Source organism: Nocardia sp. NPDC047038, assembly GCF_040644075.1.
In the GTDB taxonomy this organism is placed as follows: Bacteria; Actinomycetota; Actinomycetes; order Mycobacteriales; family Mycobacteriaceae; genus Nocardia; species Nocardia sichangensis.
This window is the reverse complement of record NZ_JBEYVQ010000032.1, coordinates 1-12,512: the sequence shown is the minus strand read 5'-3', so window position 1 is coordinate 12,512 and position 12,512 is coordinate 1. Positions and strand designations below refer to the sequence as shown.

The 12,512-nt window shown below is 65.2% G+C and carries 15 protein-coding genes; 10 read left to right on the top strand and 5 right to left on the bottom strand.

The features are described 5' to 3' along the window. Window positions 1-14 precede the first annotated feature (14 nt). From ABZ824_RS38880 to ABZ824_RS38870, 3 genes are all read left to right on the top strand, one after another. On the top strand, window positions 15-827 hold the full coding sequence (locus ABZ824_RS38880; RefSeq protein ID WP_356969833.1) for a polysaccharide deacetylase family protein: 813 nt from the start codon (window positions 15-17) through the stop codon (window positions 825-827). Between the two features lie 225 nt (window positions 828-1,052). Then, a complete protein-coding gene (locus ABZ824_RS38875; RefSeq protein WP_356969831.1) occupies window positions 1,053-1,916 on the top strand; it encodes a glycosyltransferase family A protein in 864 nt (287 codons plus the stop codon). Window positions 1,917-2,447: 531 nt separating this feature from the next. Beyond that, window positions 2,448-3,161 carry a hypothetical protein gene (locus ABZ824_RS38870; protein ID WP_356969829.1) on the top strand — a complete coding sequence of 238 codons (714 nt, stop codon included), beginning with the start codon at window positions 2,448-2,450 and terminating at the stop codon, window positions 3,159-3,161. A 648-nt stretch (window positions 3,162-3,809) separates the two neighbouring features. Here the strand turns inward: ABZ824_RS38870 and ABZ824_RS38865 are convergent. Beyond that, complete coding sequence (locus ABZ824_RS38865) at window positions 3,810-3,962, bottom strand: hypothetical protein (protein WP_356969827.1); 153 nt, start codon at window positions 3,960-3,962, stop codon at window positions 3,810-3,812. A 135-nt stretch (window positions 3,963-4,097) separates the two neighbouring features. Further along, the gene (locus tag ABZ824_RS38860) at window positions 4,098-4,382 is read right to left on the bottom strand and encodes a hypothetical protein (protein WP_356969825.1); all 285 of its coding nucleotides are present in this window, start codon (window positions 4,380-4,382) and stop codon (window positions 4,098-4,100) included. Window positions 4,383-4,761: 379 nt separating this feature from the next. Here ABZ824_RS38860 and ABZ824_RS38855 point away from each other — a divergent pair, with 379 nt between their 5' ends. The 3 genes from ABZ824_RS38855 to ABZ824_RS38845 all read left to right on the top strand — a co-directional run bounded on the left by ABZ824_RS38855 (window position 4,762) and on the right by ABZ824_RS38845 (window position 7,193). Further along, window positions 4,762-5,769: a hypothetical protein gene (locus tag ABZ824_RS38855; RefSeq protein ID WP_356969823.1), complete on the top strand. Its 1,008-nt coding sequence runs from the start codon at window positions 4,762-4,764 to the stop codon at window positions 5,767-5,769. A 588-nt stretch (window positions 5,770-6,357) separates the two neighbouring features. Then, window positions 6,358-6,903 (top strand): hypothetical protein, encoded by a 546-nt coding sequence (locus ABZ824_RS38850; protein ID WP_356969821.1) that lies wholly within the window; start codon window positions 6,358-6,360, stop codon window positions 6,901-6,903. 59 nt (window positions 6,904-6,962) lie between these two features. Further along, the gene (locus tag ABZ824_RS38845) at window positions 6,963-7,193 is read left to right on the top strand and encodes a hypothetical protein (protein ID WP_356969819.1); all 231 of its coding nucleotides are present in this window, start codon (window positions 6,963-6,965) and stop codon (window positions 7,191-7,193) included. 531 nt (window positions 7,194-7,724) lie between these two features. Here ABZ824_RS38845 and ABZ824_RS38840 read toward each other — a convergent pair. Together ABZ824_RS38840 and ABZ824_RS38835 are read right to left on the bottom strand one after the other, a co-directional pair. Beyond that, window positions 7,725-7,925, bottom strand: a complete 201-nt coding sequence (locus ABZ824_RS38840) for a hypothetical protein (protein ID WP_356969817.1) — start codon at window positions 7,923-7,925, stop codon at window positions 7,725-7,727. Window positions 7,926-8,035: 110 nt separating this feature from the next. Next, a complete protein-coding gene (locus tag ABZ824_RS38835) occupies window positions 8,036-8,263 on the bottom strand; it encodes a hypothetical protein (protein ID WP_356969815.1) in 228 nt (75 codons plus the stop codon). Between the two features lie 482 nt (window positions 8,264-8,745). Between ABZ824_RS38835 and ABZ824_RS38830 the strand changes: the two genes are divergently transcribed. Then, entirely contained in the window at window positions 8,746-9,813 is a 1,068-nt protein-coding gene (locus tag ABZ824_RS38830; protein ID WP_356969813.1) for an integrase, read from the top strand. On the opposite strand, the gene ABZ824_RS38825 is transcribed toward ABZ824_RS38830, so the two are convergent. Further along, a complete protein-coding gene (locus tag ABZ824_RS38825) occupies window positions 9,810-9,959 on the bottom strand; it encodes a hypothetical protein (protein WP_356969811.1) in 150 nt (49 codons plus the stop codon). The two genes, ABZ824_RS38830 and ABZ824_RS38825, sit on opposite strands and share 4 nt — an antisense overlap. 362 nt (window positions 9,960-10,321) lie before the next feature. Here ABZ824_RS38825 and ABZ824_RS38820 point away from each other — a divergent pair, with 362 nt between their 5' ends. The 3 genes from ABZ824_RS38820 to ABZ824_RS38810 all read left to right on the top strand — a co-directional run bounded on the left by ABZ824_RS38820 (window position 10,322) and on the right by ABZ824_RS38810 (window position 12,366). Further along, window positions 10,322-10,639, top strand: a complete 318-nt coding sequence (locus tag ABZ824_RS38820) for a hypothetical protein (protein ID WP_356969809.1) — start codon at window positions 10,322-10,324, stop codon at window positions 10,637-10,639. A 472-nt stretch (window positions 10,640-11,111) separates the two neighbouring features. Further along, window positions 11,112-11,927: a hypothetical protein gene (locus ABZ824_RS38815; protein WP_356969807.1), complete on the top strand. Its 816-nt coding sequence runs from the start codon at window positions 11,112-11,114 to the stop codon at window positions 11,925-11,927. Between the two features lie 184 nt (window positions 11,928-12,111). Beyond that, the gene (locus tag ABZ824_RS38810) at window positions 12,112-12,366 is read left to right on the top strand and encodes a hypothetical protein (protein ID WP_356969805.1); all 255 of its coding nucleotides are present in this window, start codon (window positions 12,112-12,114) and stop codon (window positions 12,364-12,366) included. Window positions 12,367-12,512 lie beyond the last annotated feature (146 nt).

Genomic DNA, 12,512 nt, shown 5'->3' with positions numbered 1-12,512 from the left:
CCCTGTCAGGCTTCATGGTGGAACCATCTGTCGCCATGACCAGCGTGCTGTACCGAAGATTCGAACGATCCGCCCAAGAACTGCACTTACGTTCAATTGGGGGTTCGGGTTCGGATCTGCGGGGGCGCCTACACAAGTCGCTTGTAGGGATCGTCGCTCCGGCAGCTTCCCAAGTTGGTTCGGTGCAGAAGGTTCGGGTCGCACAGCCCACTGTCGTACTCACGTACGACGACGGTCCAGACCCTTGCGGGACCGAGCGGGTGTTGTCCGCGCTCGCCGACGCGGGGGTGACTGCGACCTTCTTCGTATTGGTTCGCCAAGCACTTGAGCAGCCTGGCTTGCTCAACGAGGTGATCAGTGCGGGGCACGAGATCGGATTGCACGGTTACGATCACGTTCGTCTGACGACGCTGCCAGCCAGGCAGGTCTACCAACGCACCCGAGATGCGCGCCGACAATTGGAAGATCTGTGCGGCAAGCGGATTCGCTGGTTTCGGCCACCTTATGGCGCGCAGCGCTCCGGCACATATGCCGCGATCCGCGCGGCCGGTCTGCAGTCCGTCGTCTGGAGCCGGTCGGCCGGTGACTGGGTGGACGAGGACGTAGAGAAACTCTCTGAGCAGGCGTTACATGACATCACTGAGGGCGACATCGTACTGTTGCACGACGGATTTGCCGGAGCTGACGGCCCCGCGCCCACCTTCGACCGCGGCGGATTGTCGCGGATGGTGGTGAGCGGGCTCGCCGAGAGGGGCATTGCGGCATCGTCGCTAGGTGACGCGCTCGCCCGTGGAGCTTGGGTACGCAACATCTGGCTCGCCCCCTGAGTCGACGTGAAGCAATCCCCTTTACGCCTCGCTGGCGCTCTTCTGCCTCGCGGAATTCGTAAGCCACATGGTTGGTTTTCGATCAAGCTGGCAGCGCATGACCGAAATAGTTGTTACTGAGGGCTATCCCCTGCTGCGGCAGGACTGAAATCGGTTCACCCGAGTCTTCCTCGGCAATCCCAGTCATAAGATTAGGTAATAGTGGCCACAAGATCAATCTCCGTTGTGATTCCAGCGCTGATTTCCGATGATGAAAACCAAAGGCTGCTCGACATACAACTAGCGGGTCTAGCCGAGCAAGACTACGACGGAGAATTCGAGGTGATCATCGCGGACAACGGGTCACGGAAGTCGTTTCCCGTTCATATCCTGGACCATCCGCTACGGGACGAGCTGAAAATCCGTTGGATCGATGCTTCAGCGAAGAAGGGTGCGTCCTTTGCCCGCAATGTCGGCGCCGAACATGCAGCGGGTGAAATCCTGCTCTTCTGCGACCATGACGATCGGGTCCATCCGACATGGGCTCGGCGTCTCATCGAATTCTTGGACGAGGGATATGATCTGGTGTGCTCTGCGGTGGAAGGCCGGACATTGAACGCGGAACACCCGCGTACCGTCGCCGAAATACCGGATCCGACGGAGTTCCAGCCCGCCGGTGTGTTCGCACCGGTGATAATCGGAGGCAGCACCGCGTGTAGGGCAGATGTGTATCGGAAGGTGGGTGGTATGGACGTCACCTATCCAGCCAACGAAGACGTGGCCTTCGGCTGGACAGTGCACAATGCGGGGTATCGCACGGGTTTTCTTCCGGAGGCGTTGCTCGCCTACCGCTATCGGCCGGGGTTCCGCGCGGGCTATCGTCAGGGTTGCGGCAGGGGCGTGGGATTAGCGAGGTTGAATGCCGATTTCCCTCGGAGCGGAATGCCGGAAATCCGGCTTCCAGAAGTACTGTGGCGCATTTGCCGCCTGGCTGTGGCGAGAGGCTTGGTCGCCGAGGAACGCGGTCTGTTACTTGGCCTCGGCGTAGGTCAGATATGTGGTGGATTACGGCACCGAACCCTGGGCTGGCGATCATATCGAAAGAATTGAGGTTTCGCCGAGTTGGCGGACGTCGAAAGATCGCAGGTTCGATACCGCGCCGCGAGTGGCTTCCCAGCGCCGGCAGGTCGAACCGCTCGTTGTTCGCTGAGGCTTGACATATCCGTGTGCAGCGGCAGTCTCGAGGCTGGGGTTCGAAGCAGCGAATTCGGGCACTGGTCGAAACGCCGTAGGTTCGACACGCGCTGCCGCTTGACCGCTAAAGGCATCGGAGGTCTTCGGTGCTGCCACGCGGGGCTCCTTCCTGACCCTATCGGACCATGCTCAAAGCCTTCCGAGGAAGCCGGGGAACCGCAGTTGACAACGGCCCGCCACGAGCACGCTACGGGCAGCTACCCCGACCACGAAACCGCTACCGGAGATATAAGTCGGAACCTCAGAACCTGCCCACGTCGTAGGCATTTCCCCCATATCGGCCTGGTGTGCAGCATGAAATTCTGGGCCAGTCCGTGACTGAATTTCACAAATTCGGCGTGTTGGAGTTTGGCGGAGGGTATGAAAGTTCCGAGCAGGATTCTCGTCATGGCCAGTGCACTGCCGTTCGTCCTCGGCATCCCGGCGACCGCGAACGCACAACCGTGCTCCTGGTGCCCGCCGCCGGCGGCGACGCAATTCGGCTCTGACAACTTCGACGACGGAAGTATCGGCTCGGACTGGATTGTGCGAGGCGGCGGAAATCTGTACGTCTCGAACGGGGAGATCAGCGGCGTCGGCACGCCGAGCGTTCCGCTGTCCTTCGCGTACTTCGCGACACCGGCTCCCGGCGACACCCAGGAGTCGGAGGCCGTCGTGCGGTGGTCGGGCCGCGACCCGGAGCACTCCTCGGCGGGGGTGGTCGTCCGTGCAAACCAGGCTCTCGTCGGCAACGGGAGCACCATTGCGCCCGCCGGTGCGAGCGGTGTGCACTTCGCGTTCACGCGGGGAGTCATGGCGCTGTACTACGAGGACCCCGCCGCGACGAACGGCGTCCGCCCGGTAACCGGTAACCAGGCGTATGTGAGCACCTGGAAGTTCGCGGAGGGCTCGCGCATCAAGGTGCGCGCGGAGGGCACGACGTACTCGGCCTACGTGAACGGGAGCCTGGTGCTTCAGGGCACCGTGCCCGCCGACGTCATTCCACCGCTGCAGCACGACGTGGGCATCATGATCCAGGACGACAGCGCGGTCACCGCGCCGATCCCTGGCGGTCAGCCTCCGGCCAACCTGGACGACTGGGTCGGACGATACGCGGCCTGACGCCCAAGAACCTGAAACAGCGCACAACCTGCCGCGAGACCAGCTCATGCGCTGTCCGATCGCGCCCGAGCGGGAGAGAATCACGGCAAGAACGGACCCCAACCCAATAGCGAGGAATCCGAGACCATCACCCCCGGAAATATCGCCGATAGCAGCGGCATCGCATCCGCAACCCGTACGCGCGAATAACCGGCCAGCAAAGCCGCTCAGCCCGACAAATCACCGCCACCCTCGTGACACGCTCTCCCACAGAAAATTGCATCGAAGCATCTCAGCCGACGGGTTCGCCGCAACGTACCGCTCGGCGGGAGTTCCCGGATGATCAAACGTCTAACTAATTCACCAATGGCGGTACCACTGGGACTCGTCGTCCAGATCGACTGGCAGCGGCGCGGCGACAACAGATAGCGGGTCGTCCCGTACGTCGCCGACGGGCGCGAGGAGACTGGCTGGGCATCAGAGCCGGTGAGGTTGTTGCTAGACCCGAAGACCAGACCATCAACCGTGCGTTCGGCGACCGCGGCGGTGACCTTGACGACGTCCCCCACCAGCGCGAGCTTCGCACACGCGCCGCGGGTTGGTGCTGATCTCGAGTCGGGCTGAACTCGAGGGGGCGAACCCGCCGACGAGCCGACTCGCCCCTTGGGTTCACGACCGATCGCCTTCTGTAATCCGGAACCCGCGGCACTCCGAGCTGTCACGTAGCTTGTGCCGCTGATCCAGCTGTTCCAGTAGCGCGCGCAGCGCCAGCCCCATCCCGGACCCGTCCGGCACCACCTCTATGCGGAGATCTTCAGTCACGCCTCGACCATCCCACCGCGCCGACAACGAGGTGCGCCCGGATCGACCTGGCGGCCAGCAGCAGGTGACACCGAGTGACTACTTGCCCGCGCGCACTGCGCACGCAAGCGCGCGCGACGCACGTCGACCGTCGCGTTAGTCGCGCGCAGCTTGCGACTGGGTAACTTCGCGCAAGCCGATTTCAGCGATGTGCGCGGCGAACCCATGGGGAATCGGGAGCGTGCGGCGGCGAGTGTAGGTGTACAAGGCATCGACCCGCCCCCACGTCAGGCGCCACAGATCTCTATCAAGGCTGGCCGCCGCGATCAACCCGGCAGTGACCGGGAAACCGAGATTCTTCGCCACGTCGAGAAGCCGTCGCACCTCCGTGCATGTCAACGGTCCGCTGCTTGCCTCGTCGGCCCTTCCGGTGTCGTTCACGGTTCGTTTCCCCCCTTTTGATACGCATACCGCGAACAACGTTGCTGCGAATCCGACTGGTCGAGGACGTCACGGCGGTGAAGTGTCGGACCGGACGCTGTGCAGGCAGTCGGCCCTTCGAGTCGATCCACCGTGCACGCCGTGCACGCGCAGCCGCTCCGCGCGCGCCAGGTCGCGCCCGTCGCGCGCGGCTTCGTCGCGGCGGGCCCGGACCGTGCGCGGGGCGGCGCGCGGGGCGCGGGGCGTCGAGTGAGTCAGAAGGCGGGATCGGCCTCGGTACCGCAGCCGGCCTTCCTCGCCGCTGTTTCGAGTATTCAACGCCTGGCACGACGAAAAGCGGACGCAGCGCTGTGGAGCGGCGGATCGATACACTTCGGATGTGGCGCGGGACGAGTACCGGTACTGGTCGGCGGATCGACGTTTCCGGGAGCTGGTGGGACAGCTCGCTGGTCTGCGAATGGGCGGATGGAGCATCGGCGAGGTCGAGTCGGCGCTGTCGACGCTGGGATGGAAGTTGCGGCCGGTGGTTCCTGCTCGTCCGGTGGATCCGGCGCGGTGGACCGAGCAGGTCGTCGATTGGGAACTCGGCTGGTATCCGGAAGGGCCCAGAGCCGGTGTTGCGACGATAAATGCCGCGAAAACCGATCCGCGACAAGCTGTCTGGCTGTCGGTGAATGTGTCACATGGCATCGCATATGACGACGAAGTGGAGTTCGTCCGGGAGGCTTGGGGCATCGTGGAGGGCGTCTGCGGTGTGCGGCCGACACGGTGGGGTGGGCGTGGCCCGTGGGTGATGTGGCAGCGTCCCGAGACCAGCATGGCCGTGCGGCTGGACGGCAGCAGTGTCGTGGTGGAGTTGTTGTGCACCGCGCTCGCCGGCGACGCGAGCAACGGACCGCCGATGGTGTGGCAAGCCGCCGAATCGACGGAACTACTCGGTCGCGAGCCGAGGTTTTTCGTCACCGACTGGGATGTTCTGCGTAACCGGCTGAGTGTCGTACTGCGAGCCCTCTGCCGCGACACGCCAAACTTTCCCGGCCAGTTCATTCTTCATCTGGAGTCAGCGGTCGATGAGAAGACCTTCGTCAGCGTGTGGAACGTGGGTGGGGATCTGACCACTGAAGCCTTCGTCCACCACCGTGATCCGCCTGATCCCGACCGACTCGTCGGGCTCGGCTGGACACGCGATCTGTGGCAGCGCAACTTCGGCAACACGATCTCCGACGAACACGCCGACACAGCGGCGGAACTCTTGGTGGACGCCCTGCAAACCCTGGGTGTAGACCTGGCCGATGTGAAATACACCGGCACCGTGAGTGGACGTGGGCAGCTGCTCACCCTGTACCTCCCCGAACTCGGCCTGCCGCGGGGTGAAATCGTCCCGTAAGAAAAAGCTACGGTCGGTACGAGCAGCGCTGCCACGACATGTACCCGAGACCGCGTCGGCGGCCAGTCTTCTTCATCCCTATTGTCTCGGACAGCGTGCACGGCTCGACCGCGACCGGATGCACAGCGTCGCGCGCGCTCTGTATCGAGCCGTCAGCGACAACATCCCGAGACCGGTGCGGCCCGTCCACAACGTGCGCGATGCGCGCGCCCGCCGCGCGCGGTCGGATAATCAGCCGAGAACCTGCACGCAGGAGAGGTGGGGCAAGCGTTGGCTTTGCACCGCCGGAAGTTGCACGGGTGAGATCGCACTATCCGTTGACGTGCACCGCGCGCTTGATAGGCCTGGTGTGCGCGCGAGGAGGTCAGTGAGTTCCACATATCGCCCGTGGCGCGCACGTTCGGTCCTAGCGTGCGGGACCTGGTCGCGCGTGCCGTGCGCGGCCACCTGCACCCCACCGAGCGCGAAGTGCGCGTCGAGCGCGGTGGGCGCCCGTATTCGCGTAGTTCACTACGCTATTCGGCTCGGCCATGGGGAGTGAGTCTTGCAGTGTCAGGAGCCGCGGACGCGAACTGGAAGGCCCCCATCATGAGCTACAGCCAGCTGCTGGCCATCTTGGCCAGACTGCACCCTGCCGTATGGGATGCCATCGTTCCCCACAGCCCGGCCCGCAGGCACGCTGTCTCGACTCGACAGCAAGCCGGACCGAACCCCCAACCTCTTCCGCCAGGCCAGGAATTCCTCATCGGCGCAGCGGAACTGGCCCACGACCTGGTACGGACCGCCACGTCCCTGGACACCGCGGCCAACGCCGAACCCGACGTGGCGGCCGTGTTCATCAGCGCGGTCACCGATGAATGGTGCGGTACGCCGTGGCCAGCCAAATGGCCACTGCCCTGGCCTGGCCCATTTCCAGCCGCGAGTCCCGACGGCACCCCCGGACCTGTTCCAGATCCATGGGAGCAGGCCACCGCGCGAGCGATCGCAGCCACGATCTTCGCCTCGACCGCAGCACGCCTGGGCACCTACGGTCGCGGCCCAGCCGACAACGACCAACGCGGCTCACTCGGCTTCGTACTGGCCGAGGCCGCCGACCGACTCGCCTCTGCGGCACTCAACCCACCGTCGCGGTAGATTCCAGTGCAGGGGTGGGCGGGCGGGCAGCCCATCGAGGGAACCAACGGGGAGGCATTGTGACGGGTAGCGTGCACGAATCCGATCTGGACGATGAGCGCGTCATCGACGAGTACCGCGGAACACCCGAGTGGGACAACGAAGACGGCGACTTGGCCGAACACGGCCAGATCTCCGAGGTGGACCTGCGTCTGCTGGGCTACCGCAAAGAGGACCTCGAGGCGGTCTTCGGACCGCGGACCGAACGGACCACGTCGGGTCGGCCGGTGTGGGACCTCAGGCATGTTTAACGTGTCGAGGCGCAGCGGTTCGGGCCGTTCGTCGGACGAATCAGGAAGCGCATGATGGCTTTCGACGATCTCGGTGCCGCTTGTGACGACCTCGAGGAGCTCTTCGCCACGATGACCTGGCACGCACAGCCTGACTTCAGGCGAGAGTCCGCAGATCCGGGTCGAGCTGCTTCCGAGTAGCATCCCGCTCCCGCCGCGGCGGGTGTGGGCCGGATGCGCGAGCTGTCGTTCAGAACAACTTCACCAGCCGTAGTTGCACCCCTGTCGCGTCGGTCGAGTTAGACCCGACCGCGACCTCTGAGGGGCGACTGCTTGTAGCTGGCCCTGCGTGACGACGAGTGGCGGCTGTCCGGGATGTCAGAACCGATGGACGCATCAGGTGCGTGATCAACTCTGCGGGCTCCGTGAGTATCGTGCGGGAGCCGCGCAGATGCCGCCGTCTGAATGGCCGCAATCCTCATCGGCGGCGCGGCGAGTAAGCAAGGCGAAACGACGATGGTGTCGACAAGCGGGGGCCTGCTGCGGGCGGTGTCACTTGTCGTGGGTGTGCGGGGTGGGTTGTTGCAGTCGCCAGCCGCCGCCCTTGCAGTCGGCGGGCAGTGGGGGTAGCCGATGGCCCGCGACGTCGGTACTGAACCGGTGCCCGCACGAGGTCGGGCTGCAACATTCGTAGATGCCGCTCTGGGGCGCCTTCTGCCCCGGCTTGAGCACCTCTTCCTGGATGTTCGTCATACTCGGCAGATACCCGACCTGACCGCCTGCACACGCTCCCAGCTGATCATCCGAGTCCAGCACCGGGCCGGGGTGAACGTCTGTTCGGGCGACGCTATCGGCGCGGATATCTAGGCGCGCTGTTCGACGTCCAGGACGTACTCGAGGTCGCGGATGCGGTCGGCGGCTTCCGGCGAACAGGAAATGACGACGCGATCGGCGCCGCAGAGCTCGACGGGCTCGGCATCGACGGTCTGCAGCCAGTCGAAGAACACCCCTCGAACACCCCCCTGTGGTGCACTCTCGTCGCGCAGGCATGGGTCGAGGCGAACGAGGTAGGTCCGGTCGCGCGCCGCCATGACGCTGTCCTCCGATCGTCCGACAACAATCGACATGCAGCGTCCGGTTGCCCCTTCAGGTGACTCTCATCCGTCCGCTGTTCGCCGTCTTCGGCACGCGATCGGCAACAGAACGCCCGGAGGCGGCTCAGGGCCACGAGAACGGATCGGTGGTTCAGTCTGGCTTGGCGGCATCCCAGGGCACCCACTGCCGGACCGCGACCTCAGTCAAACCTCCCTGCGACCGGAGCCCAAGCTCTATCTCGAGGAACCATACGGGCTCAGCACCAAATCGTAGGCGCGCCCACCGGTACCCCAGCGCGGGGATCCACGTCTCACCCAGACGCAAATCCAGCGCGGCGGCCTTCTCGCCCAACGTCACTGGCATTGTCCGTTCGGGGCTGCGAACAGGAGACACCCACACTCGCCGCGGATCACGTGTTGACTGAACTATGTTCGAGATCTTTGCAGGTCATCGCGGTTTTCTGCTAGCTTTCCGCGCCATGCGTGATGAGGGGTATGAGCGCGATCTGTCGGTTCTCGTCGTGCCGGAGATCGGTCGGCTGGAAGAGACTGGGGATCGGTGGGTGCCGTACCGGCTTTTGGATGCCAACGGCGGCGTGGTCGAACCGGCGGCGGCCTTCTTTGCCGAACTGCAAGGTATGGATCGGCGGCCATCGACAATCCGCTCTTACGGCAATGATCTGCTGCGCTGGTGGCGGTTCCTGGCGGCGATCGATATGGGCTGGGACCGGGCGACACCGGTGGAGGGACGCGACTTCGCTCGGTGGATGATGTTGGCGGACAAGCCGGTTCGCGTTCATTGGCGGCATCGCGGCGACGGTGGCGGCGTAGCCGAGCAACGGAGTGGTCAGCGCGGTGGCTCGGTCGTCAACACGGTGACCGGCAAGCAGGGCCCGGGACCGAAGTACGCGGTATCGTCGCGGGCGCATGCGGAGACGGTGCTGCGGTCGTTCTACGACTTCCTGTTGGAGGCAGGTGAGGGGCCGTTGGTCAACCCGTTTCCGCTGCACCGTGCTCGGCGTCGTTCCGGCCGGGCGCATGCGCACCACAATCCGATGGATCCCTACCGCGGTGAGCGGGTCGGCCGCTACCGGCCGACGGTTCCGCAGCGCATCCCACGACGGATTCCCGACGAGCAGTTCGATCAGTTGTTCGCCGCGTTGCCCTCGAACAGGGACCGCGCACTGTTGTCGTTCTGGGTTTCCACCGGCGCCCGTGCCGAGGAGCTGCTGTCGGCGATGCAGTGTGATGAGGATCCAGGACAACAGCTGATCTCGGTGACCCGCAAGGGGACACGAAACGTTCAGCGGTTGCCGGCTTCCCCGGATTCGTTCATCTGGCTGCGGCTCTACCAGGAGGAGATCTGGCGGCTGGGCGCACCCCGCGGCCGCCGGTATCCGCTGTGGTTCACGCTGCGGCGACCGTGGCGGCAGCTGTCGTATCCGGCAGCGCGAGCGATGTTCACCCGCGCCCAGCGGGAGAATGCGGCCGCGCCTACGGCACGAGCTGTCAACATGAGCACAGCTGCATCAGATGCCCGGTCCTAAGGGTCGACCCCGCCCAGCGCGGCCGCCTGGAACAGATCCGCGACAACCTCACCCAACGCATCACCGAGGCCGAGCAGCACGGCTGGCTCGGCGAAGCCGAAGGCCTGCGTGTCAGCCTCACCGCGGCCACCGAAAAAATGGCCCAACTCGACGAACGAACCCGCCGCGCCGCCACCGTCTTCCTCAACACCCCCGCATTCCCCGACGTCGCCAGCCGCACCATGTCAGCCGCAACTCTCAGATGAGGTGTTGTGAAACGATCGGTTCTCGTACCGGGTTGTGCATAGTCGGTCAGTGACCAGAGTCGGAGTCCGGATTCCGCGCCGAGGTCGAAGCCGAGATCGCCCTCGCCCGCGGCGAACACCTGCTCACCGCCGTCGACGCCCACGAACACACGACCCTCACCGGACCGGCCGCCACCGAAGCCGCCCGCCGACTGGCCGAATTCGGCCGGGACGCCGCCTACCGCGGCGTCGTCATCACCGACGCCCGCCGGCTGGCTCGCCTCATGGCAGCCAGCGATCCGGCCATCTACCAGGGCACCTACTCCACCTGCGTCTTCAACGCCGACAAAGCACTGTGCACCCGGACATCGACCCTGCAGGGGACACCACAACCGGCCCTCGTCGACTGCAAACCCCTGGACTGCCGCAACGTCGCCCTCACCGCCGCCAACCACGCCGCGCTCGGCGAAGAACTCCAGCGACTACGCCACGAACTCGATACCCGTCCCGGACTGCCGCCGCTGTTGCTGGCCCGTCTGACCCACCGCGCCGGCACCGTGGCCGCATTCCTCGACCGTCACACCCCCCGAAGCCCTCGATGACCAGGCCCGCACCCGATCGCACGCACGTGCTCGCCGAGCTGGAGCGCTGCGCCGAGACGCGGCCACCACCGGCACCCGAGTGTCGGTACTCGCCCTCGCCACCCGCATCGGACTGGCCAACACCACCTTCCGCCGCCGATACCCCGACATCACCGCCGAGATCACCGGAACCAGCCACCGGCCAGCACCTCCCCCACCACCGGGCCCCCACGAGAGGACGCCACCGAAGCACGACTGCGTCAACGCAACCACGACCTGCAGCACGATCTGGACCTCGCCACAGCCACCATCCAGCGCCTGGCCCTGGAAAACCGGGCGCTACGCCGGCAACTCGAAGCCGCGCAAGCGGTCACCTCCATCGACCCCGCCCGGCGCAGCACGACTCAAACCCGCCACTGAACCCCGCTACAACGGGCCCAGCCCAAGTAGTAACCGCCGAGAATCCAGCGGGGCGTCAGCCCTGGTAGAGACCATGCTGCCCGGCCACTCGCCGGACACGGCAGAAATAGCGAACTTGCATCACTGGTGGTTCGTGTGGCAGTACAGTCCCGCCATGGCCAACTTTCCAGCAGGCAAGTTCACCATCACCAACAACGACACCGGCCGCAGCGTCCTCGCGGTCCTCGGCAAAACCACTGCGCACCATGATTATCAGCTGGGCAATACGTACACGACGTATACGACCGGGGATCCGACGCTGACGCTGGGCATCCGCGGCACCATCGAGTCCACCTGGAAATTCGATACCAGCGGCAGCCAGATCATCAGCGTCGCGGTGAACGAGAAGAACAACATCGGCGACTGTTGTGTGGCCATCAGGCAGGACGACGCCGCCGACCGCGGCGCGTGGGTGGAGTTGCTGAGGCCGCCGGAGTGGACCGGCGAGCCGGACCTGTGGCCGGACATCTTCATGCAGGTCTACCGCCTGCTCCCCCTCGACGAAGACGCGGACGCTTGCGAGCAATTGGCGCAGCAGAATCTCGACAAGGGCTGGACCGGAGATTGGGACAGCCTGATCAACGCAGTGACGCAGATCGTGTCCACGGTCGAGGACAGCGGGAAAAAGGTTCCCCCCGCGGCGTGGGCGGATTGCCCGATAAGTCTGGACAGGGCTACAGGGCAGGGCCGTGACGTCGACGCGTGGCAGACCGACGGCACCTACATCTGGAGCGCCGATACCGGTAGGGCACCGGAACCGGCCCGAACCTACTGGACCGACGCCGGAGGCACACTGGTCGGCCGCGGCAAGGGTAAACCCCACCAAACCTGGACCTTCGCATCCGCCTGACACCAGCCGCACCAACACCACGCTGCGCAGGCCGGCGGGAACCACGACCGCCACAACCATGCCGCCGGGACCCCGTACGCCCGGTGTCCCTGCGGGCCCGAGGAGAAAAGAGGTCACGACAGTGCGATCGGTATGGACAACCACGCGCCTCGAGTCCCGGGGCACCCCCTCACCCAGAGATGTCGTGATCGCGTGGGAGGGAACCTGCCCGGAAGGGACCACACTGCCCGGCGGGGCCAGCCTGCAGATCGTCACCCGCGGTGGCGACATCACCGTCGGCGACGCCACCGTCGAGTTCCACGGGGACCGGTTCAGCACCGGGCTGATGATCTATGACTACGCGCGGCGCCGCCTCGAGCGGGGCAAGACCTACCACCTCGAGCTGCGCGTGCCGCCGCCCAGCTTCAAGGTCTTCGCCGACGGGACACTCACATTGTGACCGGGGCCGGTGCCAGGACCACTGGCCCCGGTCACACCGCGTCGGAGCAGACATGACACTCCCTATGTCAACCTCATACCGCAGAAGTAGCGACCGGTTGTGGTTGCAGGGTTTGGGCGCCGCCGTGTTGGGCGGGGTCGTAGGCG